Annotated in this window: 27 protein-coding genes; 11 read left to right on the forward strand and 16 right to left on the reverse strand. The window is 47.1% G+C overall.

The window, feature by feature from the left end; all coding sequences use genetic code 11:
• Positions 1-9 precede the first annotated feature (9 nt).
• From murA to ACO0KW_RS08620, 11 genes are all read right to left on the reverse strand, one after another.
• Positions 10-1,260: a UDP-N-acetylglucosamine 1-carboxyvinyltransferase gene (murA, locus tag ACO0KW_RS08570; protein ID WP_423052614.1), complete on the reverse strand. Its 1,251-nt coding sequence runs from the start codon at positions 1,258-1,260 to the stop codon at positions 10-12.
• A gap of 2 nt (positions 1,261-1,262) precedes the next feature.
• Entirely contained in the window at positions 1,263-1,496 is a 234-nt protein-coding gene (locus ACO0KW_RS08575; protein ID WP_423053447.1) for a BolA family protein, read from the reverse strand.
• A gap of 69 nt (positions 1,497-1,565) precedes the next feature.
• Positions 1,566-2,318, reverse strand: coding sequence for an ABC transporter permease (locus ACO0KW_RS08580; RefSeq protein ID WP_423052616.1), 753 nt, complete (start codon positions 2,316-2,318; stop codon positions 1,566-1,568).
• Entirely contained in the window at positions 2,315-3,244 is a 930-nt protein-coding gene (locus tag ACO0KW_RS08585) for an ABC transporter ATP-binding protein (protein WP_423052618.1), read from the reverse strand. The genes ACO0KW_RS08580 and ACO0KW_RS08585 overlap by 4 nt, the downstream gene beginning before the upstream one ends.
• 256 nt (positions 3,245-3,500) lie before the next feature.
• Complete coding sequence (locus ACO0KW_RS08590; RefSeq protein ID WP_423052620.1) at positions 3,501-3,785, reverse strand: STAS domain-containing protein; 285 nt, start codon at positions 3,783-3,785, stop codon at positions 3,501-3,503.
• Positions 3,786-3,815: 30 nt separating this feature from the next.
• Positions 3,816-4,442, reverse strand: a complete 627-nt coding sequence (locus ACO0KW_RS08595; RefSeq protein WP_423052622.1) for an MlaC/ttg2D family ABC transporter substrate-binding protein — start codon at positions 4,440-4,442, stop codon at positions 3,816-3,818.
• Between the two features lie 210 nt (positions 4,443-4,652).
• Positions 4,653-5,441 carry an MlaA family lipoprotein gene (locus ACO0KW_RS08600; RefSeq protein ID WP_423052624.1) on the reverse strand — a complete coding sequence of 263 codons (789 nt, stop codon included), beginning with the start codon at positions 5,439-5,441 and terminating at the stop codon, positions 4,653-4,655.
• Positions 5,438-5,911 (reverse strand): outer membrane lipid asymmetry maintenance protein MlaD, encoded by a 474-nt coding sequence (mlaD, locus tag ACO0KW_RS08605; RefSeq protein WP_423052626.1) that lies wholly within the window; start codon positions 5,909-5,911, stop codon positions 5,438-5,440. The genes ACO0KW_RS08600 and mlaD overlap by 4 nt, the downstream gene beginning before the upstream one ends.
• A 76-nt stretch (positions 5,912-5,987) precedes the next feature.
• A complete protein-coding gene (gene mlaE, locus ACO0KW_RS08610; RefSeq protein WP_423052628.1) occupies positions 5,988-6,767 on the reverse strand; it encodes a lipid asymmetry maintenance ABC transporter permease subunit MlaE in 780 nt (259 codons plus the stop codon).
• Positions 6,764-7,579 carry an ABC transporter ATP-binding protein gene (locus ACO0KW_RS08615; RefSeq protein ID WP_423052630.1) on the reverse strand — a complete coding sequence of 272 codons (816 nt, stop codon included), beginning with the start codon at positions 7,577-7,579 and terminating at the stop codon, positions 6,764-6,766. Before ACO0KW_RS08615 ends, mlaE begins: the two co-directional genes overlap by 4 nt.
• A 429-nt stretch (positions 7,580-8,008) precedes the next feature.
• Entirely contained in the window at positions 8,009-8,308 is a 300-nt protein-coding gene (locus ACO0KW_RS08620; protein ID WP_423052632.1) for a helix-hairpin-helix domain-containing protein, read from the reverse strand.
• A 178-nt stretch (positions 8,309-8,486) separates the two neighbouring features.
• Between ACO0KW_RS08620 and ACO0KW_RS08625 the strand changes: the two genes are divergently transcribed.
• Positions 8,487-9,251 carry a substrate-binding periplasmic protein gene (locus ACO0KW_RS08625; protein WP_423052634.1) on the forward strand — a complete coding sequence of 255 codons (765 nt, stop codon included), beginning with the start codon at positions 8,487-8,489 and terminating at the stop codon, positions 9,249-9,251.
• A 66-nt stretch (positions 9,252-9,317) separates the two neighbouring features.
• Here the strand turns inward: ACO0KW_RS08625 and ACO0KW_RS08630 are convergent, their stop codons facing one another.
• Complete coding sequence (locus tag ACO0KW_RS08630; protein WP_423052635.1) at positions 9,318-9,632, reverse strand: hypothetical protein; 315 nt, start codon at positions 9,630-9,632, stop codon at positions 9,318-9,320.
• A 241-nt stretch (positions 9,633-9,873) separates the two neighbouring features.
• Here ACO0KW_RS08630 and ACO0KW_RS08635 point away from each other — a divergent pair, with 241 nt between their 5' ends.
• Positions 9,874-10,083, forward strand: a complete 210-nt coding sequence (locus tag ACO0KW_RS08635; RefSeq protein WP_423052637.1) for a YgaP family membrane protein — start codon at positions 9,874-9,876, stop codon at positions 10,081-10,083.
• A 1-nt stretch (position 10,084) separates the two neighbouring features.
• Positions 10,085-10,669: an RNA polymerase sigma factor gene (locus tag ACO0KW_RS08640; protein WP_423052639.1), complete on the forward strand. Its 585-nt coding sequence runs from the start codon at positions 10,085-10,087 to the stop codon at positions 10,667-10,669.
• Positions 10,670-10,719: 50 nt separating this feature from the next.
• Here ACO0KW_RS08640 and ACO0KW_RS08645 read toward each other — a convergent pair whose 3' ends face one another.
• Positions 10,720-12,252 (reverse strand): methyl-accepting chemotaxis protein, encoded by a 1,533-nt coding sequence (locus ACO0KW_RS08645; RefSeq protein WP_423052641.1) that lies wholly within the window; start codon positions 12,250-12,252, stop codon positions 10,720-10,722.
• Positions 12,253-12,889: 637 nt separating this feature from the next.
• Between ACO0KW_RS08645 and ACO0KW_RS08650 the strand changes: the two genes are divergently transcribed.
• The 4 genes from ACO0KW_RS08650 to lpdA all read left to right on the forward strand — a co-directional run bounded on the left by ACO0KW_RS08650 (position 12,890) and on the right by lpdA (position 18,082).
• Entirely contained in the window at positions 12,890-14,122 is a 1,233-nt protein-coding gene (locus ACO0KW_RS08650) for a 3-methyl-2-oxobutanoate dehydrogenase (2-methylpropanoyl-transferring) subunit alpha (RefSeq protein WP_423052643.1), read from the forward strand.
• A 2-nt stretch (positions 14,123-14,124) separates the two neighbouring features.
• Positions 14,125-15,162 (forward strand): alpha-ketoacid dehydrogenase subunit beta, encoded by a 1,038-nt coding sequence (locus tag ACO0KW_RS08655; protein ID WP_186921805.1) that lies wholly within the window; start codon positions 14,125-14,127, stop codon positions 15,160-15,162.
• A gap of 1 nt (position 15,163) precedes the next feature.
• Entirely contained in the window at positions 15,164-16,480 is a 1,317-nt protein-coding gene (locus ACO0KW_RS08660) for a dihydrolipoamide acetyltransferase family protein (RefSeq protein ID WP_423052645.1), read from the forward strand.
• 192 nt (positions 16,481-16,672) lie between these two features.
• Entirely contained in the window at positions 16,673-18,082 is a 1,410-nt protein-coding gene (lpdA, locus tag ACO0KW_RS08665; protein WP_423053448.1) for a dihydrolipoyl dehydrogenase, read from the forward strand.
• Positions 18,083-18,184: 102 nt separating this feature from the next.
• Here the strand turns inward: lpdA and ACO0KW_RS08670 are convergent, their stop codons facing one another.
• Positions 18,185-20,101, reverse strand: coding sequence for a methyl-accepting chemotaxis protein (locus ACO0KW_RS08670; RefSeq protein ID WP_423052647.1), 1,917 nt, complete (start codon positions 20,099-20,101; stop codon positions 18,185-18,187).
• Between the two features lie 141 nt (positions 20,102-20,242).
• Between ACO0KW_RS08670 and ACO0KW_RS08675 the strand changes: the two genes are divergently transcribed.
• The 4 genes from ACO0KW_RS08675 to ACO0KW_RS08690 all read left to right on the forward strand — a co-directional run bounded on the left by ACO0KW_RS08675 (position 20,243) and on the right by ACO0KW_RS08690 (position 23,253).
• Entirely contained in the window at positions 20,243-20,410 is a 168-nt protein-coding gene (locus ACO0KW_RS08675; RefSeq protein WP_423052649.1) for a hypothetical protein, read from the forward strand.
• A gap of 124 nt (positions 20,411-20,534) precedes the next feature.
• Positions 20,535-20,930 (forward strand): GntR family transcriptional regulator, encoded by a 396-nt coding sequence (locus ACO0KW_RS08680; protein ID WP_423052651.1) that lies wholly within the window; start codon positions 20,535-20,537, stop codon positions 20,928-20,930.
• Complete coding sequence (locus tag ACO0KW_RS08685; RefSeq protein ID WP_423052653.1) at positions 20,920-21,864, forward strand: ABC transporter ATP-binding protein; 945 nt, start codon at positions 20,920-20,922, stop codon at positions 21,862-21,864. Before ACO0KW_RS08680 ends, ACO0KW_RS08685 begins: the two co-directional genes overlap by 11 nt.
• Positions 21,865-21,882: 18 nt before the next feature.
• Entirely contained in the window at positions 21,883-23,253 is a 1,371-nt protein-coding gene (locus ACO0KW_RS08690) for a hypothetical protein (RefSeq protein ID WP_423052655.1), read from the forward strand.
• 18 nt (positions 23,254-23,271) lie between these two features.
• On the opposite strand, the gene ACO0KW_RS08695 is transcribed toward ACO0KW_RS08690, so the two are convergent.
• Both ACO0KW_RS08695 and ACO0KW_RS08700 read right to left on the reverse strand, forming a co-directional pair.
• Positions 23,272-23,736: a hypothetical protein gene (locus ACO0KW_RS08695; protein WP_423052657.1), complete on the reverse strand. Its 465-nt coding sequence runs from the start codon at positions 23,734-23,736 to the stop codon at positions 23,272-23,274.
• Between the two features lie 193 nt (positions 23,737-23,929).
• A complete protein-coding gene (locus ACO0KW_RS08700) occupies positions 23,930-25,393 on the reverse strand; it encodes a glutamate synthase subunit beta (protein WP_423052659.1) in 1,464 nt (487 codons plus the stop codon).
• Positions 25,394-25,491 lie beyond the last annotated feature (98 nt).

Raw genomic sequence — 25,491 nt, forward strand, 5'->3', positions numbered from 1 at the left:
TTTGTTAGTTTATTTAACGCGTTGAATTTGCGCACCTACCGCAGACAACTTGACTTCCATGCGATCATAGCCACGATCCAAGTGATAAATGCGATCGATTAAGGTTTCGCCTTGCGCCGCCAAACCAGCGATCACCAGAGACGCAGAAGCACGTAAGTCCGTTGCCATCACTGGTGCGCCTATCAGTTTTTCCACACCACTCACAATCGCCGTATGTCCATCAATTTCAATATGCGCGCCGAGACGATTCATCTCTTGTACATGCATGAAACGATTTTCAAAAATCGTTTCGGTGACGCGCGCTGTGCCATTTGCTATGCAATCTAAGGCCATGAATTGCGCTTGCATATCAGTCGGGAAGCCTGGATATTCGGTAGTGCGGAAGCCGACTGCTTTTGGACGTCCACTCATTTGTGCGCGTATCCAATCTGGGCCGGTCGTAATGATCACACCGGCTTCGCGCAATTTATCTAACGCCACATCGAGAATATCGCTGCGAGTATTTTTCACTGTCAAATCACCACCTGTCGCCGCAACCGCGCAAAGGAAAGTCGCCGTTTCGATACGGTCTGCGATCACCGTATGTGTCGCGCCATGCAAGGCATCGACGCCTTGTATCACTAAGCGATCTGTGCCAATGCCAGTAATCTTGGCACCCATGGCAACTAACAAATTCGCCAAGTCGGTGACTTCTGGCTCGCGTGCTGCGTTTTCCAATACCGTTTCGCCATCAGCCAAAGTCGCTGCCATCAGCAGATTTTCTGTGCCGGTCACGGTAATCATATCGGTCACGATACGAGCACCGCGCAGACGCTTGGCTTTGGCGTGAATATAACCTGCTTCGATAGTGATCTCAGCACCCATCGCTTGCAAGCCTTTAATGTGCTGATCGACAGGACGTGAGCCAATTGCACAACCGCCCGGCAAAGACACTTTCGCTTCGCCAAAACGCGCCAACAAAGGACCGAGCACCAGAATCGACGCGCGCATGGTTTTTACCAAGTCGTAAGGCGCTTCGAGCTTATCAATCGCTGCACCGTTTAAGGTCACGACACCGTTTTCTTCGGTGACCTGCAAGCCCATTTGCTTGAGCAATTTCAACATTGTGGCAACGTCTTGCAAATGCGGTACATTGTGCAAAACGACATCGCCAGCACTCAGCAAACCAGCGCACAAAATCGGCAACGCAGCATTCTTCGCGCCAGAAATAATGACATCGCCATTCAGGCGGTTACCGCCTGTGATCAGTAACTTATCCATGTTTATTGAAATTCTTCCGGAGTTAAAGTTTTCATCGATAACGCATGAATTTCTTCACGCATACGGTCGCCTAGAGCGGCATACACCAATTGATGACGTTGAATCAAACGCTTGCCTGCAAAGGCTTGGGAGACGATCACTGCGGTGAAATGCTGACCATCACCTTCCACTTCGAGATGTGTACATTCCAAGCCGGAAGCGATGTAATTTTTAATTTGGTCTGGTGTAGGGAACACAATAATTCTTTCTAAAATATTTTCCAAAATTTATTCTACGTTGCGCATTACAGTAACTCAGTGACGCACTCAGTGTCGTAATTTATAACCACTACGCAACATCTGCATCGCCACGCCCGTCAATACGATCAGGAAAGCCGTCACGATCAACAGGCTACGAACCGGATCAACATCCGATTGTCCAGAAAAACCATATCGAAACCCGTCAATCATGTAGAAGAACGGGTTGAAATGCGAAATGGTTTGCCAAATCGGCGGCAGTGAATTGATAGAGTAAAACACGCCCGACAAAAAGGTCGCTGGGACTATCACAAAGTTTTGAAAGCCCGCTAACTGATCGAATTTCTCTGCCCAAATGCCGACAATCAAACCCATAGTACCAAGCACGAATGCGCTCATTAAGGCGAATAAAGCAATCCATAAAGGCGCACTAAAACTCAGGTGGGCAAACCAGGCAGTCACCACAAACACGCCGAGTCCGACCGCCAATCCACGCACCACGGCTGCTAAAACATAGGCAAAAAACATTTCCCAATGCGAGAGCGGTGGCAACATGATGAACACCAAATTGCCGGTGATTTTTGATTGAATCAAAGATGAAGATGCATTCGCAAACGCATTTTGCAAAACGCTCATCATCACCAGACCCGGAATCAAAAACGCCATGTAAGTCACACCATGCACTTTGACATGGCCTTCCAAAGCTTGGCCGAAAATCAGCAAATACATCATGGCAGTCATGATCGGTGCAGTGATCGTTTGCGTCGCGACTTTCCAAAAACGCAGAACTTCTTTATACAACAAGGTGCGGAAGCCTATCATTGCGAATTTCCTCCACCCATAATTTGTAAGAATACATCTTCTAGATCGGCTTGCTGCAAATGCAGATCTTCAATCACACAACCTGCATTACGCAGATTCGCGAGTATCGGCTCAACTTCAGCGTAATTCGTAATGCGCAGGGCGAAACTGTTTGCTTCCGCTTGCGACTCAGTCGAAATAATTAAGCTGTGCAACGAAGACGGCAATTCGCCCTGTGCTAATTGCACTTTCATTTGCGAACCAGAGATGCGCTTGATCAAGGCAGACATCGTATCTAAGGCCACCACTTTACCCGCCTTCAGCATCGCAACACGATTACACAAAGCTTGCGCTTCTTCCAAATAATGCGTGGTCAACACGATGGTGTGACCTTCGCGATTTAAGCGCGCAATAAATTTCCATAACGTCTGACGCAATTCAACATCCACACCTGCAGTCGGCTCATCCAAAATGATGACTGGTGGCTTGTGAACGAGTGCCTGAGCGACTAAGACCCGGCGTTTCATACCACCAGACAAAGCACGCATATTCGCATCGGCCTTATTGGTCAGATCAAGATTTTCCATCACCTCATCGATCCACGCATCATTATTCTTGATGCCGAAATAACCTGATTGCAAACGCAAAGTTTCGCGCACTGTAAAGAAAGGGTCAAACACCAACTCTTGCGGCACAACGCCGAGCTTACTACGCGCTGCACGGTAGTCACGCACCACATCATGACCCTGCACTAAAACTTGTCCAGAATCGGCACGATTTAAGCCCGCAATAATCGAGATAAGCGTGGTCTTACCGGCACCATTCGGTCCGAGTAAGCCAAAGAACTCGCCTTCTTCTATCGACAGCGAAACACCACCTAAGGCCTGCAGTGGTTTACCAGCGGACTGATAGGATTTTTGTACATTGCTAATTTGTATGGCGGCCATGTGGCATTCGCGCTTTAGCGCATTGATTGTGAACTTAGAATTTGCTAAAAATAATCTAGGCTATTATTTAATTTACTAACGAACTCTCGAATCGAAAATACGAAACCGAATACGACCGAAGAATACGATGCATAAAAAATATAACAAGATCACGACAATTGTCGCGAAAACCTAGGATTATAGGGGATTTTGCCTGATTACGGGTTGGGCTTTATTGCGCCGCTTGTATAGACAAATTGATACAGATGGGAGAGGATCAATGTCGCTCAGGTGTGTTGGCGGCGATCAAATGAAAAAACTCAGTCAAACCGTAGAGAGATATCAAACTTAACAAACTGGAAGGAACGCCAACAAACTGCAAACGTCGATCAAGCGCTTGTGCCTGACGCTGCCATGCCAACATGACCGCCACTGCCGAAGAATCAACCATCTGCAGTGGTGACATATCGAACTGATCTACACCAGCATGAATTGCTTGCCGTCCCGCCTCAGAAACGGCTACGGCATTACGCAAATTTAATTCTTGATCTGACAAGATCATGCTGGGCTCCAGACTAGATAATATTCAAAATTACTTCTTAACAGAAGCCGATGCCAGCTTCTTATTTTTTTCCACCAGAGTCTTAATCAAACCATCAACCCCATTCTTGCTAATTTCGGCCGCAAAGCTGCCTTTGTATGTTTCTACTAACCAAGCACCGAGTACATTGATGTCAAATATTTTCCATCCAGCGGAAGTCTTCTCAAGACGATAGCTCAATTGCAGGGGTTCACCACGCGTTTGAATCACCAAGCTCTTCACTTCCACTTCTGTGTCATCAGCCGCGCCGCGGAAAGGCTTAAACTCTACTCGCTGATCACGAATCTGCGTGATTGCACCAGAGTAGGTGTGGATTAACAAAGTACGGAATTCCGTGATCAATTGCTTCTGCTGTTCCGGTGTTGCGGAACGCCAGCTTTTGCTAACAGCCAACGAGGTCATACGTTCAAAGTTAATGTAAGGCAGGACTTTGTTTTCTACCAGATCATTGATCCGCTGGCGATTGCCAGCTTGAATATCTTTATCGTTTTTCGCAGCATCGATAATTTCTGTACTCAGACGCTTCACCAGAACATCCGGCGCTTCCTGCGTCTGCGCCCCAGCCATCAGACTGAATCCTAAACACAGACCAACTAAAATTTGACTGATTTTTTTCATAACTTTCTTTCTCACTTGTACTTATTTATATTTATCTTTTTGCTTACTCGGAATTATTTGCAATGGCTTACTGATTTATTCGTGAACTAACTTGTAACAGCGAATCAATCCATCACATTTCTCCGTTAACCCCGCCAACCTTCATTTGGTTGACGCTTCGCAAAACTCTAAGCGTTCTTTCGTTGCCCTTAGTGAACGTCACATTTCACACTAATCCTGCTCTTCTTTCTTGCCTGCACTGATCTGACTTTCACGTCGCTGCAAATACGCACCACGGATGAATACGTATTTATCTAGGGCTGCTTCTTCGATAAGATTTACTGCATCCAAAGCAGACGCTCGCTTGTCGATTACTTTCAATACTGAAGTGGTGTTTCTTACTGCGCCAGAGCTTTGTGAATACAAAATATCCCCTTTGAAATCGACCGGGGTCGCAATAGTGTCACGCAAGGTGGATGCTCCCAAAATCGGCAACACAACATAAGGTCCGGCGGGTACTCCCCAGACGCCTAATGTCTGACCAAAATCGGCTCGGTGCTTGGGCATACCACCTTCTGTGGCAACATCAATCAGGCCTCCGAGTCCCATCGTCGTATTGATCCCGAAGCGCATAATATCATTCACACCATCACTGAAATTTCCTTGAAGTACATTGTTCACGGCAGTCCAGACGTCACCAATATTGCTAAAGAAATTGCTCACACCAGTTTGCATAAAACTAGGGGTCACGGTTTGATACGCCTGTGCAGTAGGCTTCAGCACGGAGGCATCCAAGGTTTCATTAAAGCTGAACATGGAGCGATTGAAGCCCTCCAGAGGATCGTCAGGATTATTGCCTATGCCCGTCGTTTCACTGACTTTTTCCAAAGTGGCTAAAGCCTTAGTTTTGACTTTAGTGACAGTCGAACACGCTGTCATACTCATGCCTAGGGCACACAAAATCAAGATGCGTAAGCTCAGAGATCGCCAGATGCTGAAAGTGAATAAGCGCGCTCTCATTTTTGCTCTTCCTTACCATCAGCAGCTTTACTGAACAGAAATTGACTGATCAAATTTTCCAATACAACCGCTGATTGTGTCATCGTGATCTTGTCACCAGCGGTCAGATTTTTGACATCGCCACCTGCCTCCAGACCAATGTATTGCTCACCTAACAAACCCGCAGTCAGAATTTTTGCAGAGCTATCTTTTGGGAAGCTATAACGCTTTTCAAGTTTCAATACTACCGTCGCCTGATAGCTCTTATCGTCAAAATTGATAGCACTAACGCGACCCACCACTACACCAGCACTCTTCACAGCGGCATTCGGCTTAAGGCCGCCGATATTGTCAAACTTGGTCGTCACATCATAGGTCTGTTCGAACGACAGGCTACTCATATTGCCCGCTTTCAAGGCCAAAAACAATAAAGCAGCAGCGCCCAATAAGACGAATACGCCAACCCAAAAGTCGATAGATTTTTTTTGCATAGTTTTACCTCTTACTGAAATCCGTCTAGGTCATTGCACACAGACGCGATTGTAAAAATTCGAATGGAATAAAGTTTTATTGGAACATCCAGGCGGTTAATAAAAAGTCCAGCCATAGCACCAATAAAGATGAAATGACGACCGTGCGCGTGGTGGCGCGCGCTACGCCTTCCGGTGTTGGGGTTGCTTCATAACCTTGATATAAGGCGACAAACGTCACAGCAAAACCAAACACGATACTCTTAACCACGCCATTACCAAGATCTTTCCAAATATCGACTCCAGCCTGCATCTGCGACCAGAATGAACCACTATCGACACCAATCAAAGACACGCCAACCAAATAACCACCGATGATGCCCATCGCATTAAAAATCAAAGTCAAAATAGGCAGCGCAATGACGCCAGCAATAAATCTTGGTGCTACCACACGTTGCAGAGGATTCACCGCCATCATTTCCATCGCCGCCAATTGCTCTCCCGCTTTCATTAGACCAATCTCGGCTGTCAACGAAGTACCGGCACGGCCAGCAAACAGCAAGGCAGTTACTACTGGGCCGAGTTCACGCACCAGAGACAAGGCCACCAACAAACCCAATGCTTCTTCGGAACCATAGCGGTTCAAAGTGTAATACCCTTGATAGCCCAAAACAAAACCAACGAACAATCCAGAAATAGCAATAATTACCAATGAATAATTGCCAATAAAATGCACTTGATCTGCGATTAGCTGTGGGCGTCGCCATAGGCTGGGCGAATTAACTACAATACTGACAAAACTACGACTTGCATGTCCCAAATCCTGTACGGTCTCGCGCGAAAACTGTCCGAGCCGACTGATTAAATTCGCAATCATGTCCGTTCTCCTGACGCAGGCTTCAAGCCAATTTCTTCAGCCATGGTTTTACCCGGATAATGGAAAGGTACTGGACCATCACTCTCAGCATGTACAAATTGTTTCACATAGGGATCGGTTGATTCCATCATCTCTTGTGGCGTTCCCTCAGCGACGATTTTCCCCTGAGACAGGAAGTAGACATAATCTGCAATTGAAAAAGTTTCATGCACGTCATGCGATACCAAAATACTCGTTGAGCCGAGTGCGCTATTTAAGTTACGGATTAGAGTCGCAGTCACCCCCATAGAAATAGGGTCTAAACCAGCGAAAGGTTCATCATACATAATGAGCTGCGGATCAAGCGCAACTGCGCGCGCCAGTGCGACCCGTCGCGCCATACCACCGGAAATTTCAGATGGTTTAAGTTTGGCAGCATTGCGCAATCCAACCGCATTGAGCTTCATCATCACGAGATCTTGCACCATAGTTTCTGGCAATTTTGCATGTTCACGTAATGGAAAAGCGACGTTATCAAATACACTTAAATCAGTAAACAAAGCACCGTGTTGAAATAGCATGCCCATCTTGCGACGCAAGGCATACAGACCAAGAGTTTTTAAATGGTGGACGATCTCACCGTTGACCGCGACATGACCGCGCTGTGGCGTGATTTGTCCGCCGATCAGTCGCAGGATTGTGGTCTTACCTGAACCGGAACCGCCCATCACGGCAATTACTTTACCGCGTGGAAAATCCATGTTCAAACCGGACAAAATATTCCGGTTGCCATAGCCAAACTGTAAATCGCGAATTTCAACTAAATTGGGCACGACGAATGATTTCTATAATAAAGGCGAGATTGTAAACCAGATCGTGAAATCGGGTTGTTTCACAATGCTATGAAAAATGTAACAAAATAATAAAAAGTGGATTAATTTCAAATTGTCAAAATTAAATTTTGCCAAAGTAAAATAAGCACCCATAAATTCTGCCGCATTGCACAATTTCATGACAAATAAATGAACGTAGAGTCATCAATTTCTGCCACCTATGGATTGATAGTCAAAAATTCTAGGATTTAATGCAGTCTTTTATGTATCGTCAGTAGCATCAGACAGCAAAGTCTGGAGGAAGTTTTAGATAAATTCGGAATTATTTTTTTTCGACTAAGTCGCGATCCCAAAAGTATTACTAAACAATACCTTTATTGTTAATTTAATACTCTATGAATTGCGTGAAATAGCGTGAGCCGCACTTACTCAGTCTGCCTTAGACTGGCGCAGGATTTCTTGACGTTCTTCAGTGTATTTCCACCACTCCTGCGCTGGCTCACCTGCCATAAACCGTGTAATGGCAATAAACACATCAATAACACAAGGGTCATGCCTTTGATGTGTAAGTACACAAAGCTCCCGATACATCTGAAAAGGATCGCGTCCAATTAATTGTTGCGGATGCAATATCCCCAGCAATACTAAGTCGGCAGCGCTAGCCTTACCAATATTTGGCAAATCAGTCAGGCAACGCACATTCTCGCGGCAAACTTTATCGGGATGCATATTTTAAATTTTGGTGGGAGGTCAATCAAGCATAATTATTTAAAACTATTCAAGCAGTTTACGGCAAAAACTTATAATATCTAGAAGCCCTGCATAAACGTACCGCTCGTCCATATCGAAGTTCGGCCACTCAATGTAATGAGGCACCATAAAAATGATGACTATGCCGAATACCCTTATGAGATATCGTATTTTACTCTCCCTTATTTTCGCGAGTGTGTTGGCTCCACGGATCGCGCAAGGCTACGAAGAAAAAATCATACGAGCGGTAACCCACGCTGACGCATTTCCATACAACTATCAATATAATCAACAAATCAAAGGATTAGTATTTGATATCGCAAATGCCCTCACCTCCAGAATTGGCTACACCCTAAAGGCGGAAGCACAGCCTTGGACCAGAGCACTACAAACCGCGAAAGATAACCCCTCGATCCTAGTATTTAGCGTCGCAAGAAATCCCGATCGTGAAGAATTCTACTATTGGATAGGTCCGATCACGAACAGCGAAGTCTGGCTTTTTAAACTTAAACGCCGCAACGATATTCAGCTCAAGTCAATCGATGATATTCGGACATACACAATTGGGGATATTGCTAGCAGTTCGACTGTCACGCTTCTCACACAGTATGGTGCCAAGATCGATACAGCTCCGAGCAATGTATCCAACTGCCGAAAATTTAAAAATGGGCGCGTCGATTTGATACCTTCTGATCCAAACGGCATTAAGATGTTCTTACAAACTTGCGATTTACGGATAGACGAAATTGAAAAGACCTTGCATTTACCTCGTGACACTTCACTTTACATAGCTTTGGGAAAGACGACACCAAAAGCCTTAGTTGATCAACTTAACGCAGAATTCCAAACAATGTCAAAAGATGGAACGCTCGCACAGATACACCGTCAATGGCAAATTCAATTTAAGCCTTTACGGCCTTGAGCTAAACCACAGAAGAATTCTCCCAAAGAACAAAAGCCTACTACCAAGCCTTAACCTGCACAAAACTCAACTCAAATCTTGCAAGATAATTACGCAAACGATCAGCATCCTTCGACATCTTTTTTGACGGCTATGCTCGAAAAATATCCGGCCTGCTTCTGACGCATTGTGCGCAGATCGACAAACCTGAATCACGTAGACTCGCTGCACCTGATCGAAGGGATCTACGTTATCTTTCAATGCTAAGCAATCTGGATGATCTAGCTTTTCTGTCTTTTCACTAACACTTAACGCCGTATGGTGATTACGTTGCTGCAATCGTTGGATTTCATTCTCTACTGCGGCGAGGTCAATACGCCCGCCATCCGCTAAAGTTGCCATACGCAATAAATTCGAGGACAGATCACGAAAGTTAGCACCGTTTAAAAAAAAGACCGATGAGGCTACGAAGGTCTCCTTATTAAAACCTTTAAGAGACCTTGGTAGGAATAGCCCTTGTTTTCGCTCCTCTTGAACTTCTTTGAATATTTTATAAATTTGTTGAATCCTTTTGGAAATTTGCCCCCTCTAGGTAAGTGTCATTCAAATGAATGCACTTTCTAACCAGAAAAAGGACTTCATCATGTTTCATTTAAAGCGTAATCTTCCACATTGGGAACGTGCTCTGCGTATCGGCAGCGGCATTGTAGTCACTTACCTCGCGTTTTACGGTTATACCCAAGGAATCATGACCTGGATGGCATATGGCACCGCCGCTACCTTGGCATTCACCGCCTTTGTAGGATTTTGCCCGGCTTGCGCTATGGTCGGACGTCGTTATCTGGATAATTAATATGCTACGCACCAAACCGCAACTGATTGAGGCTGCTTGCCTCGGTGACCAGACTGCCATTTCAGAACTTCTGACTGTCTGTCAGCCTGATTTGAAGCGGTTTGCACGACGTACTTGTTCCACTACCGAAGACGCCGAAGATGCAGTGCAAATTGCACTTTGGCAGCTTTACCAAAAGGTCGGTGCCTTACGCACAGTCGCGACTTTTACAACCTGGCTATTCCGGATCGTAGAACGTGAATGTTACCGGCTCTATCGAGGCAAGAAAGCAACCGAAACCTTAGACGAGCTACTTGAACAAGATATACCTTACGAACCCTGCGTCCCTATAGATCTACGGATGGATTTAACTCGCGCTTTGGAACGCCTGACGCCGCCCTATCGTGAAGTCTTAATCTTACGTGACGTTCATGAATTGACCGCGCCAGAAGTGGCGGCTCAATTGGGACTGAGCCTGGAAGCAGTAAAAAGTCGTCTGCATCGGGCAAGAGCACAGGTTCGTGAGCAGCTCATGTCCAGCGGTTATTGGCTAAAAGATGATGCGCAGGAGGATTTTCCTTCACCGCAAAATCAGCATGTTTTGTAATGCTTCAGTTGGCGTATTCATGTGGCAATGCGCGATAGAATTTTGTGCGACTATAGGCCCACAAAATTCTTATAGACACCGCAGCCAATAGCCATGTCATTGAGCATCGTCACATACGACATCTTTGTTTGTACGGTACCTGTACTTGGATTAGTAATCGCGTACTCGACCCATCCCGGCTCAGTTTCTGCCTGCGCGAAAATGGCAGCGACCAGACGCACACCATCGACGCCGGGAATATCTTGCACCCGACTCCCAACCTTTGAGACATTTCCCGCAAACGCCAGGTAGTGGCCCTGTCTATCCAGTGCGAACACATACATATCTCGATCACTAAATTGCTGAGCCGATCTTGTGATGTTCTGTAAAAACTGCTCGTCCGAACCAAGCTGTTTGTAAGATGCAATCGCCTTTTGGACCAACTGCAAAGCTTCCGCTGGAGAACCTTGCTGCAGCTGAAACATGTCGACCAAACTGTCCAATGCAGACGCGCGTTCTTCCAGCACATCAGATTGCCCGACTGCGTGCTCAACCATCGTCGCATTCGACTGCGTAATCGTATCAAGCTGGTGCATGGTAGAACGGATCTCTGACAACGAAGCACTTTGCAGAGCACTCGAACTAGCCACAACCTTCATATTCGATTCAACCTGACGAATACCCTCAACCACTTGTTCAATATTCTGGCCAACCGCACGGATATGCTTAACACCACTGTCGACATATTCAGACGAAGCACTGATCAATACCCGGATTTCTTTAGCAGATGCCGCAGAGCGTTGCGCCAATGAACGTACTTCACTCGCCACTACCGCAAAACCACGGCCAGATTCACCAGCGCGTGCCGCTTCCACCGCTGCATTTAATGCCAAAATATTGGTTTGAAAAGCAATCCCATCAATGACGCTGACGATGTCATCCATTTTTTTGGTACTTTGTTGAATTTGATCGACAGATAAGATCGCTTGCTCCATCGCACCAGCACTGGCATCAGCCACTTTTCGCAGTCGCGTTGCCTGCTCTGTTGCCACATCGGCGCGACTAGTACTTTCTTTGACTGTCGTCGACAATTCATCGACGCTCGCTGAAGTTTCTTCGAGATTCGATGCCTGCTGTTCAGTGCGTTCAGACAAGGCATGATTGCCGCGCGCAATACTGCCACCAGAAAACGCCACATAGGCAGCACCACTACGCACATTTGCAACAATGGAAGAGAGATTTCCAGCGATTTTGATAATTTCTTGCATCAACTTGGCAAGTTCATCAATTCCATTCAGTTTCGACGTTAATCGCAGATCGCCATGTGCTAATTTTTCGGCGGATAATTGAAGCGCAACGAGATCTTCGGACAAACTCACATAAAGCGATACAACGAGGTAAGTGCCCATGCACCAGATCATCGCCATCAAATATGCCAAGTAGCTCGAACCTGCGCCAATTGAAACCCATTGGAAGGCGTTGGTCTTTGAAAGAATCCAGAGAAGGCATGGCAATCCGTTGACCATCATCAATAAAAAGAATTTGCCAAATAGACCAAAGTGTCGCATCAAGCGAACTCCTGGCAACAGCAACATATTGTGCATACAGACGCCTCCGCTAAATGCTCAGTTCAACTTACGCAGCTTAATATGAGCAACATACCAATCTGAATGTTCTTACTCACAGAGCGTAACAGGCTGAGTGAAATTCAATCAGCATGGTGTGCTAAAACCTTGCGGACAATTAAGCTAAGTCAATTAAATTACATCGAGAAAATCCCCACAACAAAATACTCACAAAAACCTGTGCCAAATTTTTCTGAAATTATTGTGAAACATCAGCTGAACTAAGCTTGAACCGAGTTTAGAAGAAAATCAAGGCATTTACTCTCTTAACAGAGTTGATCCGGCATTACATGACGAAGATCAGTTAATTACAATCTTGCGTCGTTTCATCTATTTTAAGTAAATTAAAAATGCGGCGATGCAGCAATGCAGGCGTCTCTACATTCTCAAAAAAATCAACCAAAAAATTTGTCGTGACAGATCAAGAAACCACCATCTCTTGCTTGCCAAGCATGCTTGATTTGTGGATACTTTGCGCCAGAAAGATTGAATGCTTTCAGTAATTTGAGTTCCACAAGAAATCAAGTTGCCACTAAAGAGACAAGCTGCGTCGCACGACAAGACGCAGTGAGAATATGATTAACATTGCTCAACACAATTGAGCAAGGAGACTTTCATGCCACACCCAGAACCGTTACGTCTGCACGTACCGGAACCCACCGGCCGCCCCGGCCAGACTACCGATTTTTCCTATTTACGACTATCGCCCGCTGGTGAAGTCCGTCGACCACCGGTCGATGTCACACCTGTCGATACGCGTGATATGGCCTATTCGCTGATTCGCGTGCTTGATGAACAAGGCGATGCGGTCGGCCCTTGGGTACCGGACATCAACATAGAAACCTTGCGCGCGGGGATGCGGGCGATGATGAAAACGCGGGTTTTCGATTCGCGTATGCTGATCGCACAGCGCCAGAAGAAAATGTCCTTCTACATGCAAAGCTTGGGGGAAGAAGCGATTGGTGCGGCGCAAGCGATGGCCTTGAATCGTGACGACATGTGCTTCCCGACCTATCGCCAACAAAGCATTTTGATGGCAAGGGATGTGCCCTTGCATGGCTTGATTTGCCAATTGATGTCGAACGAGGGTGATCCACTGAAAGGTCGCCAATTACCAGTCATGTATTCGATACGTGAAGCAGGTTTCTTCTCGATTTCCGGCAATCTCGCAACACAGTACATACAAGCGGTCGGCTGGGCCATGGCGTCGGCGATTAAGAACGATACCAAGATCGCATCGGCATGGATTGGTGATGGTGCGACAGCTGAAGCGGACTTCGATACCGCATTGACTTTCGCCCACGTGTATCACGCGCCAGTGATTTTGAATGTAGTGAATAACCAATGGGCGATCTCGACTTTCCAAGCGATTGCTGGTGGTGAGAACACCACCTTTGCAGCGCGTGGCGTCGGCTGCGGCATTGCTGCTTTGCGTGTCGATGGCAATGATTTCTTGGCAGTATATGCGGCATCGAAATGGGCTGCAGAACGTGCGCGTAGCAATCTTGGTCCTACTTTGATTGAATGGGTGACTTACCGTGCGGGTCCGCATTCAACTTCAGATGATCCATCTAAATACCGTCCTTTGGATGATGCCACTCACTTCCCTTTGGGCGATCCTATCGCTCGTTTAAAACAATACTTGATCAATCAAGGTGCATGGTCCGAACAAGAACATGAGGATACCCAAAAAGAATTAGAGGCGATGGTGATCGCTGCACAGAAAGAAGCCGAGAAATTTGGCTCTCTGGCAGACAACCATGTATTTAGTCCCGCAGAAATGTTTGAGGACATCTATGAGCACATGCCTGAGCATTTGCGTCAACAACGCCAACAATTGGGGATCTAAAGATGAGTAACGATGTTAAAGGAAAATCTACGCCCATGACCATGATCCAAGCGCTGCGATCAGCGATGGATGTGATGTTGGAGCGTGACGATAATGTGGTGGTGTTCGGGCAAGACGTGGGCTATTTCGGTGGCGTGTTCCGCTGCACCGAAGGCCTGCAAAAAAAGTACGGCAAATCACGCGTGTTTGATGCGCCGATTTCAGAAAGCGGTATCGTCGGCGCAGCGGTCGGTATGGGTGCTTACGGTTTGCGTCCGGTAATCGAGATTCAATTTGCGGATTATATTTATCCCGCTTACGATCAAATCGTATCGGAAGCGGCACGTTTGCGTTTCCGTTCTGCCGGTGATTTCATCGCACCACTGACCATACGCACGCCGTGCGGTGGTGGTATTTACGGAGGACAAACCCATAGCCAAAGCCCAGAAGCCGTGTTCACGCATGTCTGCGGGTTGCGTACCGTGATGCCGTCGAATCCTTACGATGCCAAAGGTTTATTGATTGCCTCGATTGAAAATAATGACCCCGTCATTTTCTTGGAACCAAAACGTATCTACAACGGTCCGTTCAATGGTCACCATGATCAACCGGTTGTGCCTTGGTCTAAACATCCTATGGGCGATGTGCCTGAAGGTTATTACACCGTTCCATTGGAATCGGCTTCGGTATTCCGCGAAGGTAAAGACCTGACCGTACTCACTTACGGCACTATGGTATGGGTGTCGGAAGCAGCAGCGGCGGAAAGTGGCGTCGATGCCGAGATCATTGATTTGCGTAGCATTTGGCCGTTAGATTTGCCGACGATTTTGGCTTCGGTGAAAAAGACAGGCCGTTGTGTGGTCGTGCATGAAGCGACGCGCACGAGCGGCTTTGGCGCCGAATTGACTGCACTAGTACAAGAACATTGTTTCTACCATCTCGAAGCCCCAATCGAACGCGTCACCGGCTGGGATACCCCCTACCCGCATGCGCAAGAGTGGGATTACTTCCCTGGTCCAGCCCGCGTTGCCGCGGCATTCAAACGTGCGATGGAGAAATAAGATGGGTATTCATGTCATTAAAATGCCGGATATCGGCGAAGGTATTGCAGAAGTTGAGTTAGTCGCGTGGAATGTCAAAGTCGGCGACATGATCACCGAAGATCAAGTCATGGCCGATGTCATGACTGACAAAGCCACAATCGAAATTCCTAGTCCTGTGCATGGCAAGGTCATTGCGCTTGGCGGTGCTGCTGGTCAAGTGATGGCAGTGGGATCGGAGTTGATTCGTATTGAAGTTGAAGGTGCTGGTAACGTCGATGCGAATGCTGCCTCGGCGGCGCCAGCACCAGCTCCAGCGAAGGCTGCACCAGTTGTCGCCGCGCCTGCCCCTGCGGCGATTGCTGAGAAGCCTGCTACTCCAGCACCTGTAAAAGCTCCTGCAGCAGCCGCCACTTCAGCACCAAAAACCAGCAGCAGCGTTCCAAGCGCAGCACGTGCCAACGGTGAAAAACCTATCGCCTCGCCAGCAGTACGTCGTCGTGCTTGGGATCTTGGTGTGGAATTGCAATTCGTTCCTGGCACTGGCGCAGCAGGTCGCATCACGCAAGACGATTTAGACGCCTACGTCGCACGTGGATCTGCACCAATCGCTTCTGGCGGCAACAGCTATCGCGAACTGCACGAAGAAACCGCGATTCCCGTCATCGGTCTGCGTCGCAAAATCGCGCAAAAAATGCAGGATGCCAAACGTCGGATTCCACATTTCTCTTACGTCGAAGAAGTCGATGTCACCGAACTAGAAGCACTGCGCACTCAGCTCAATCAGAAATGGGGCAAAGAGCGAGGCAAACTGAGTTTGTTGCCACTATTGATGCGCGCAGTCGTATTAGCAGTACGTGACTATCCACAAATTAATGCGCGTTACGATGATGAAGCCGGTGTAGTCACACAATTTGCTGCCGTCCATTTAGGCATTGCAGCACAAACACCTGCGGGCTTGATGGTGCCTGTGGTGCGTCACGCCGAAGCACGAGATTTGTGGGGTAATGCGAATGAAATGGGCAGACTGGCAGAAGCTGCACGCATAGGCAAAGCGACACGTGAAGAATTATCGGGTTCGACGATCACAATTTCCAGTCTGGGCGCTTTAGGCGGCATTGTGTCGACACCGGTTATCAATTCACCTGAGGTAGCGATTATCGGCGTGAACAAAATGGTAGAGCGTCCAATGATACGCAATGGCCAAGTGGTCGCACGGAAGATGATGAATTTATCGTCGTCCTTCGATCATCGTGTGGTTGATGGCATGGATGCAGCGCAATTTATTCAAACGATACGTAGCTATTTGGAATGTCCGGCGACGCTGTTTATTGAGTAAGACTGCGAGTCTAGAAGATAAGCGTAACAGTTTTGATGTCAATCCTGCGTAGGCAGGAATCCAGCTTCGTTGGTCAATTAACCAAAGCCACTGGGCTCCTGCCTGCGCAGGAGCGACGCCTTTATGTTGATACGTTGATTTTGACTTCATCCCTATTTTAGAAGACGTTAAAAGAACTGCTTCAAGGAACACATCATGCAAACACAATCCACAACTCTAGTCGTCATCGGCGGTGGTCCCGGCGGTTACATCGCTGCCATCCGCGCCGCGCAATTGGGCATCGCCACCATCTTGATCGAAGGCGATCAACTTGGTGGCACTTGCCTAAACATCGGCTGCATTCCATCCAAAGCGTTAATCCATGCCGCCGAGGAATTTGAAAAAGCCAAGCATTACTCACATGGCTCGTCCATCGGCATACAAGTTAGCGAACCGAGCATCAGTATCGCGCAAACCGTGAGCTGGAAAGATGGCATCGTCAAACGCTTAACCACAGGCGTTGGCGCATTATTGAAAAAAAATGGCGCGCAAGTCGTCAAAGGCTGGGCGCAGATTTTGGATGGCAAAACCGTCGCAGTCATGCAAGACGGCAAAGAAGTCACGCGCATCACTTGCCAACATTTGTTGGTCGCGTCTGGTTCCACACCAGTCGAACTTCCTTTCATGCCCTTTGGTTCTGGCAGTAGCAAAGTCATCAGCTCGACCGAAGCCCTATCGCCGACCGACATTCCCAAGAAATTAGTCGTCGTCGGTGGCGGTTACATCGGCTTAGAACTCGGAATCGCTTATCGCAAACTAGGTGCGGAAGTCGCTGTAGTAGAATCGCTCGATCGCATCTTGCCAGCCTACGACGAAGAGCTCACCAAGGTTGTCAAAACTGCGCTCAAACAATTAGGCATCGAAGTCCATCTCGGCTTAACCGTGCAAGGTTTGAATACAGCAGGCGATGCCGTGCGTGTAAAAAATGCGGCAGGTGAAGAATCTGAACTCGCATGCGATAAAGTCTTAGTCGCAGTTGGGCGTCGTCCACGTACCCAAGGTTTCGGCTTAGAAGGTTTGATGCTAGACATGAATGGACGGGCGATTAAAATCGACGATCAATGCCGCACTTCTATGCGTGATGTGTGGGCGATTGGCGACGTGGCGGGCGAACCCATGCTGGCGCACCGTGCGATGGCACAAGGCGAAATGGTGGCAGAAATCATCGCTGGCAAACGCCGTCATTTCACACCGGCTTCGATACCCGCCGTGTGCTTCACCGATCCAGAATTAGTCGTAGTCGGCAAATCACCGCAAGAAGCGCAAGCCGCCGGCATAGAATACATCACCGCCATGTTCCCATTCGCCGCTAATGGTCGCTCGATGACGCTAGAATCCACCGATGGCTTTGTGCGCGTAGTCGCTCGCAAAGACAATCACTTGATTCTTGGTTGGCAAGCGGTTGGTAAAGGCGTGTCTGAACTGAGTACAGCTTTTGGTTTATCACTCGAAATGGGGGCAACCCTCGAAGACGTGGCGGGCACTATCCATTCGCATCCAACTTTAGGTGAAGCCGTACAAGAAGCTGCGCTGCGTGCTCTCGGGCATGCTTTGCATATTTAAGTTTACAAAGAAAAACCACCAGGACTATCTAGCAGATATCTGGTGGTTTTTATATATTACAAAGATCGTTTAAGCAATCCTAAGAAACTGCCATAGTCGAATTTAATAGCCAATTAATTTAGGTAACTTCACTTCGTCCACTTTGAAAGTTTTCACGGATTCTGCCAAGAAATTCGCTCTTTCCTCGAGAGACATAACTGCTGCGGATATTTCTTCGACCATTGCAGCATTTTGTTGCGTACTTGAATCGACCTCGCGCACTGCTTCCGCCATATCATTAATCTCACGTGATTGTTCATTCGATTCACGCGTGATTTCATCCATGATAGAAGTCACATTTTGTACCGACGCGACAATCTCTTTCATCGTGCTACCCGCATCATTCACGTAACGTGCTCCCGATTCGATGTCTTGTATCGAATCACGAATCAGATCACCAATCTCTTTCGCCGCGCTAGCGCTCCGTTGCGCTAGGCTACGCACTTCGGAGGCAACGACAGCAAAACCTCGTCCTTGCTCACCGGCGCGTGCCGCTTCTACTGCCGCGTTCAGCGCAAGAATATTAGTCTGAAAAGCGATGCCATTAATGACCTCTGTAATCTCACCAATCTTACGAGAAGAAATCGTAATTTTTTTCATGGTATCGACTGCTTGCGAAACAATAGCACCACCTTTGGTCGCGATTTGAAAAGCCGACGTAGCCAGTTGATCGGCCTGCTTGGCGTTTTCTAAATTATGCGAAACCTTAGCCGCCAAAGAATCCATGTTCTCCGCAGTCTCCTGCACCGTTCCAGCAATTTTGGCGCCGCGTTCTGCCAAGTCATTATTACCCGCGGCAATTTCTGAAGTGGCATGGCTAATCGATTCAGCTGATTCTCGCACGCCCGCAACAATCTGCGACAAAGCATGCACACTAGTGCGGAAAATATTGATCGACTCAGATATTTCATCGCGCCCGACAGCGACATTAGAACTAGTCAAATCGCCCTGCCCCAGCATATTGACTCGTTTCGACATACTTTTAAAACCACTCATTGAGGTAATGTAAAACGTATAGAGCGCATACATTGCAATCGCCAACGCAAAAATAACACCGGCCAACATGGCGTTTCTATGGCGGGTCAATTGTTCTATGCGCGTATGCAAAGCCGTATCCAGTGCCTGTAATGCATCGCTAGTCAGCTTGGAATTGAGATCAATCACATTAGTACCCGCGTTAAAAATCGCCTTCGCATCAGCACTAACTTGCTCCATGATATTTTTTTGTATGAGCTTCAAGTAATCATCCGTGATTTCGAACACGTCAAGATTCATCTTTTTAACTGCAACTGGGTTAAACTTGACGACGCGTTCCAACGCGTCCTTGCCATCCGCTCGATCACGTTTAATCAACGCCATAAATGCGGCAATGCGAACTCGAATCGTTTCGGCCTGGTCTGGCTTCGCTGCAACATAGGCTACTAAGCCCCTGAGCGGAGCCAGGTTAGCAGTCATGCTGGGCAATTTATCGGTAGAGGCGAGCATCAGGTAGTAACTATCGACATCTGGGTCGAGTGCCAAATTGGATGACTCTGAAATCAGTCGACTGAGCGCCACTAAAGCGTCAATGATCTTGGTGTACTTCGCCGTAATTTGCGCGGTCTCGGTGTAAGTCGATTTCTGCGCATCGTCCCAAGCTTCGCGTGCCGTGTTTAGCAGCGGTAATAACTTATACGGATCGGCAACCCGCAGATTTTTCTCAATGCCCGAGAACCCCTGTTCCACCTTACTGATCGCTTCATTCGACAAAGCTTTATCTTCAATTTCCAATAAGCGCAATAAGACCTGACCACGATGTTGCAATACAGCATCCATAATGGGATTAAGCTGCGTATGAAAACTGACGCCAATTGACTCATTCTCTGCAAACTCAATGTCTGCATTTGCCTTACTCACATACAAGTAAAGCAGCATCATCAAGGGAAATAATAATGTAAGGACGATGATGGAAAATTTCGCAGGCATACGCAAGTTGCGCATAAGCTGTTTTCCAGGGGCAAAAATATGTATAGCCAAACCCAACTCCTGATTAATCCAACAACGCTCGATTGATGCCGCTAATACGGCTGTGACAGATTATAGGTCTCAAAATTTCCATAGAGAAATTCGAATTGTGAAACAATGTTAAAGAAGACGAAACATTTGATTTTACTCAACAAACCTCGACTATCCGATCAAGAAACCAACACGCATCATCGTTCTCGATTGGACGATACTGAACGCCTTTGCACAGGCGACCAGCGCAAACGTCGTCACCGATTTGCCATCACGGATGAAATTCCACTTTGACCATTGGTGCAATAAGCGAAGCGAAAGTGGCAGAACCCTTGCGCGATATGATGCCAATTTTGACTTTCGCAAACCTCAATCAGAGATTGCCATGCGTATTATCGTAGTGATACACTAATTCGCAATGAACTACGACATCCATCCTTCTAGTAGCACACCGATATTTCGCCAGATCATCGATCAGGTGAAGCGTTTTATTGCCAGCGGACAGTTACGCACAGGCGATACATTGCCTTCTGTGCGGACGGTCGCCTTGCAGCATGCAATTAATCCCATGACAGTCAGCAAGGCTTACAACATGTTGGAGATCGAAGGTGTATTAGTGCGTATGCGCGGGGTCGGCATGGTGATAGCAGAGCGGCGCAATACGGCAAAAGACAAAACCAATTTGGCCATGCCTGCAATGTTGAATGCAGCCCAAGTGGCTCATCAACTTGGTTTGGAAAAGGCGCAAGCGTTGAAATTATTTGAGCAAGCGCTTAAAACGATTGAGAACGAGAGTAAGAAAAATGCAGACTAAGACCACAGCATCAGCCGCCAAGCAAGTCGCGATTTCTTGCGAAAACCTCCATTTTTCCTATAGCTTTAAATCGATACTACAAGATGTCAATCTAGCGATTCCTCACGGCGCAGTAGTGGGCCTCATTGGTGCCAATGGCTGTGGAAAATCGACGCTGTTGCGTTGCCTAGTTGGATTGCATAAGCCGCAGCAAGGGCAAGCTCAGATGTTCGATACACCAGTCTTAGAGATGGACGATACCATACGCGAACGACTTGGCTTTGTGGCACAGTCCGCCGATCTATTTCCCTGGTTGACCGTTGAAAAACACATCAAAATGATAGGACAAGCCTATCCTAAATGGCGCGAACGACGTGCCATAGAATTGGCGCTGCGCTTGCGTCTGCCTATGGGGCGCGAAGTCAGCCAGCTATCGGGAGGCGATCAACAAAAATTAGCGGTGGTACTCGCGCTCGCGCATCAGCCTGACCTCATCATTTTAGATGAACCCGTATCTAGTCTCGATCCTATGACACGACGTGACTTCATGCGTTCTTTGTTTCAAGATGAACGACCATTCTTCGCTGATTCTATCGATGAAAATGATCAGCATGACAGCAATGCCGAATACACGCCCACCATACTCATTTCCAGCCATTTATTGAGCGACTTAGAGCGCGTGGTGTCACATGTCGCCTTCATGCGCGACGGCAGAATACAACTATTTGAAGAATGGGATGTGGTTCTGGAGTTTATTCGGATCTTGCCGAAGTCCTTATTCAAGCTGCCAAAATCGCTTTGCATCGCTGAAAATGCCGAACAGCTCATCCTAGACATTCGTACTCTAAACAACTGGACAAAGACAAATCCAGCGACTGGTGTTGATATCGACGCCATCATTACAGCGCCAAGCATCAACGGCCTCGATGATCTTTTTATCGCCTTGAATTCTTAATTCGCGATGATGGCCACCATGTCTAATTCAGATAAACCACGATTCTCGTTTACTTATTCCCGTAGCGTTTCCAGCTATCTGGCGAATTTATTCCTAACCTCACTAACCGCTGTTTACGCGATATTATTGCTGCATGAGAATGACAAGCAGTGGTCATTTTATGCGACTATCTTTGCCAGCATATGCCTGTTCAGTTTGATGATAGGCGGCCTAAAATGGGGACGCGTTTTGCTAACTGGCGCACGGGTATTCCATCACATACAAACACCTATTCGTTTATGGCAAGCCTGGCAGCGCGCCATTTTGACGCGTGCAAGCTTACTACTGACTATTGTGTTTTTCGCGATAAGCGTATTGGAGCTCAGCCATCGAAGTTTATTCCCTACGACAGCGTTGTTGGCAATGGCCTCATTGAGTTTAGCCGCTGGTTTTTCTTTGTCATTGGCATTCAATAATTATCTGAATTGCCGAAGCTACTTGCTACTCTTTGCGGTAGCATCGTACGTGATGTATATCATTTTAGGTCCAGGAATTAAGCAATGGATAGATGCGTCATGGGAATGGCATTTCCCTGCAATACTGACATGGCCAATACTAGTTCATGGTGCACTGCTGTACTGGGAAAAACCGCCAGAGAACAAGGGAAAATCTCTATTTTTACAATTGAAGGAACTAGGTTTCATCAGCAAGCTGCGCCACTTCTACTATCGATTTACCGACCTTGGCTCATTGCGTATGAGGCAGAAGAAAGATCCGCTAACAACATCAGACAAAATATTTAGAAGTGCAGGATTGATCTGGTTTCTCTTGCTTAGCTCTAATTTCTTGTTGGAATGGCGAGCATCGGTGAACTTAGTTCACTTGACTCTCTTAGTCGCGTTCGCCGCGTTTTCCAGCTCCTACATCGTGGTAAAAGACCTGCATTGGCGTTTTATACTATTGCCAAACAATTTTCAACAAGGTCGCATAGCCAATCATTTACTTCTATCGAGTGTGACGTACTACGGATACTGGGCGTTGATCCTGTTTATTCTTTTGTATGGCTCGACGATACTCTTTGACATGCCAAAGATATTACAGCGCACGACATACGCGTCCATGTTCAGCATTGCCACCTTGGTCGTCGAATTAGTCTGTGCATTCTGCATAGGTCTGGTAATTCGGGGAAGTAAAAAACCAGAGCGCAGCTTGTTTTATTTGTTTATGACTTGCTTAGTAATGGCAGCAGCTGTCACCAGCTACTTCTATTTGCAGCAAATGAATCCATTAAAAACAGCGATCTTCACCATGAACGAAAACTATGTGGTTGGTGTGCTTATCATCGGCGTTTGCGCATTGATTTATGCCAATAGGCTTTGGACTCGCGAGCGGTTGCTTGCCTATTTATAAGGCTAGCTGCTGGTACCATTACAGGCCACTAACCCCTTTGACCAAATAACGATTCGTGTGTCTGTCGGTACGGATAGACACCAATCCCTCAGCCCAACAGGCTTCAGCACCCGCCTTCAATGTAAATTTCACCATCAGGCGCAATTGATCTTTGGCATAAATTTGTTGGCGTGTCGCTCCCGTTGTACAAATTGGCGTCACAACGCTTTGCATCGCCTTCAATTCAGTACGAACGCCTTGTAAATTGATTACTGCCGTGTTGGTATCGTTGCTGACCAACAATACCAAGGCTCCACTCCCATACGAACCTTCGTCTTGCGCAAAACTAGCAACGCGAAATTCATAAGGTGTTTTTAGTTTCTTAGCTTCTTGTGCGTCAAGCGGCTGCAGTGCAGTCACTTTCGTTATTTCTTGCGCGCAAACGCTACCAGCAAGCATTAATCCCAAACTCACACTTTTCAAGCTATGTATTTGAAAGCGCATTTTCATTCCTTGTCATCTACAAAATATACATAGCATCTTAAAGCTTTTTGCCTTGAAGTAAATATGAATTTTCCAATTCCTAATAGAATAAAAAAAACCCTCCAACACATCTAACAAAAGACACATTGGAGGGCAACCTTAAGCTTAAACTGAGTACTACGCAAAAACTAATTGTGCATTAGAAATTGACTTATTAACGCGGCAGGACGGATTCACCCATCAAGAACACATCAACTTCACGCGCGCATTGACGGCCTTCACGGATCGCCCATACGACCAGCGATTGTCCACGGCGCATGTCGCCTGCTGCGTAGACTTTTTCTACGTTGGTTTTGTAGCAGCCTTCGCCATCCGTGGTAGCGCGCGCATTGCCGCGTGCGTCTTTGTCGACACCGAAGGCGTCTAAGACTTGGGCGACTGGTGAGACAAAGCCCATCGCCAGCAGAACCAAATCTGCTTTCATTTCGAATTCAGAATCGGGGACCTCCGACATCTTGCCGTCTTTCCATTCAACGCGGCAGGCGATCAGTTTTTCTACTTTGCCGCCCTTGCCTTCTAGACGTTTAGTCGCCACCGCCCAATCGCGATCACAGCCTTCTTCGTGTGAAGAAGAGGTGCGCAATTTAGTTGGCCAGTATGGCCATACCAACGGTTTGTTCTCTGTTTCTGGCGGTTGTGGCATCAGTTCAAATTGAGCGACTGATTTTGCGCCATGACGATTGGAGGTGCCGACGCAATCGGAACCTGTATCACCACCACCTATGACCACGACGTGCTTGCCACTAGCGGACAATTGGTCTTTGATCTTGTCTCCTGCATTCACCTTATTTTGCAATGGCAAGAAGTCCATTGCAAAATGTACGCCTTTGAGTTCACGACCGGGCACAGGCAAATCACGTGGCACTTCTGCACCACCTGCTACGATCACGGCATCAAAATCTTTTTTCAAATCATCTGGGGAGACGGTTTCTTTCGCCCAGTTAGTGATAGTCGATGGAAAATCTTTACCCACCAAAACGCTAGTGCGGAAAGTCACACCTTCTGCTTGCATTTGTTCAACGCGGCGGTCGATGTGCGATTTTTCCATTTTAAAATCTGGAATACCATAACGCAGCAAACCACCAACACGATCATTCTTTTCGAAGACTGTCACATCGTGTCCTGCGCGAGCTAACTGCTGAGCAGCAGCCAGACCTGCTGGACCTGAGCCAACGATCGCGACTTTCTTTCCTGTTTTTTGTGCAGGAATTTGTGGTGTGACCCAACCGTTTTCCCAACCTTTATCGATGATGAAATGTTCTATCGATTTGATGCCGACAGGCAGTTCGTTGATGCCGAGTGTGCAAGCGGATTCGCAAGGTGCAGGACAAATTCTTCCGGTGAACTCTGGAAAGTTATTCGTCGAGTGCAGCACTTCCAAGGCTTGTTGGTAATTGCCGTTGTAAGTCAGATCATTCCAATCAGGGATGATATTGTTAACTGGACAGCCGTTATTACAAAACGGGATACCGCAATCCATGCAACGTGCCGCTTGGATCTTGGCTTGACCATCGTCCAGATGCATCAAAAATTCTTTGTAATGCTTCAAGCGCGTCTTAGGCGCTTCGCTCGCTTCTTGCAAGCGCTGGTATTCCATAAAACCTGTTACTTTTCCCATGATAAAACCTCAATCTAGCTAGGCGCAATGCGCGTGTTTTAACTTTGTCAACTCAACGATTCTTGCTTCCATCTCCCGCTGGCGGCGAATTCCATATG

The organism is Undibacterium sp. Ji22W (assembly GCF_049340305.1).
In the GTDB taxonomy this organism is placed as follows: Bacteria; Pseudomonadota; Gammaproteobacteria; order Burkholderiales; family Burkholderiaceae_D; genus Undibacterium.

Bases quoted from the DNA above. Each gene is read 5' to 3' on its own strand.
- murA (WP_423052614.1), bottom strand. From the start codon at position 1,260: ATGGATAAGTTACTGATCACAGGCGGTAACCGCCTGAATGGCGATGTC.
- ACO0KW_RS08580 (WP_423052616.1), bottom strand. From the start codon at position 2,318: ATGATAGGCTTCCGCACCTTGTTGTATAAAGAAGTTCTGCGTTTTTGG.
- ACO0KW_RS08585 (WP_423052618.1), bottom strand. From the start codon at position 3,244: ATGGCCGCCATACAAATTAGCAATGTACAAAAATCCTATCAGTCCGCT.
- ACO0KW_RS08590 (WP_423052620.1), bottom strand. From the start codon at position 3,785: ATGATCTTGTCAGATCAAGAATTAAATTTGCGTAATGCCGTAGCCGTT.
- ACO0KW_RS08595 (WP_423052622.1), bottom strand. From the start codon at position 4,442: ATGAAAAAAATCAGTCAAATTTTAGTTGGTCTGTGTTTAGGATTCAGT.
- ACO0KW_RS08600 (WP_423052624.1), bottom strand. From the start codon at position 5,441: ATGAGAGCGCGCTTATTCACTTTCAGCATCTGGCGATCTCTGAGCTTA.
- mlaD (WP_423052626.1), bottom strand. From the start codon at position 5,911: ATGCAAAAAAAATCTATCGACTTTTGGGTTGGCGTATTCGTCTTATTG.
- mlaE (WP_423052628.1), bottom strand. From the start codon at position 6,767: ATGATTGCGAATTTAATCAGTCGGCTCGGACAGTTTTCGCGCGAGACC.
- ACO0KW_RS08620 (WP_423052632.1), bottom strand. From the start codon at position 8,308: ATGCATCCCGATAAAGTTTGCCGCGAGAATGTGCGTTGCCTGACTGAT.
- ACO0KW_RS08625 (WP_423052634.1), top strand. From the start codon at position 8,487: ATGAGATATCGTATTTTACTCTCCCTTATTTTCGCGAGTGTGTTGGCT.
- ACO0KW_RS08630 (WP_423052635.1), bottom strand. From the start codon at position 9,632: ATGGCAACTTTAGCGGATGGCGGGCGTATTGACCTCGCCGCAGTAGAG.
- ACO0KW_RS08635 (WP_423052637.1), top strand. From the start codon at position 9,874: ATGTTTCATTTAAAGCGTAATCTTCCACATTGGGAACGTGCTCTGCGT.
- ACO0KW_RS08640 (WP_423052639.1), top strand. From the start codon at position 10,085: ATGCTACGCACCAAACCGCAACTGATTGAGGCTGCTTGCCTCGGTGAC.
- ACO0KW_RS08645 (WP_423052641.1), bottom strand. From the start codon at position 12,252: ATGCACAATATGTTGCTGTTGCCAGGAGTTCGCTTGATGCGACACTTT.
- ACO0KW_RS08650 (WP_423052643.1), top strand. From the start codon at position 12,890: ATGCCACACCCAGAACCGTTACGTCTGCACGTACCGGAACCCACCGGC.
- ACO0KW_RS08655 (WP_186921805.1), top strand. From the start codon at position 14,125: ATGAGTAACGATGTTAAAGGAAAATCTACGCCCATGACCATGATCCAA.
- ACO0KW_RS08660 (WP_423052645.1), top strand. From the start codon at position 15,164: ATGGGTATTCATGTCATTAAAATGCCGGATATCGGCGAAGGTATTGCA.
- ACO0KW_RS08670 (WP_423052647.1), bottom strand. From the start codon at position 20,101: ATGCGCAACTTGCGTATGCCTGCGAAATTTTCCATCATCGTCCTTACA.
- ACO0KW_RS08675 (WP_423052649.1), top strand. From the start codon at position 20,243: ATGTTAAAGAAGACGAAACATTTGATTTTACTCAACAAACCTCGACTA.
- ACO0KW_RS08680 (WP_423052651.1), top strand. From the start codon at position 20,535: ATGAACTACGACATCCATCCTTCTAGTAGCACACCGATATTTCGCCAG.
- ACO0KW_RS08685 (WP_423052653.1), top strand. From the start codon at position 20,920: ATGCAGACTAAGACCACAGCATCAGCCGCCAAGCAAGTCGCGATTTCT.
- ACO0KW_RS08690 (WP_423052655.1), top strand. From the start codon at position 21,883: ATGTCTAATTCAGATAAACCACGATTCTCGTTTACTTATTCCCGTAGC.
- ACO0KW_RS08695 (WP_423052657.1), bottom strand. From the start codon at position 23,736: ATGCGCTTTCAAATACATAGCTTGAAAAGTGTGAGTTTGGGATTAATG.
- ACO0KW_RS08700 (WP_423052659.1), bottom strand. From the start codon at position 25,393: ATGGGAAAAGTAACAGGTTTTATGGAATACCAGCGCTTGCAAGAAGCG.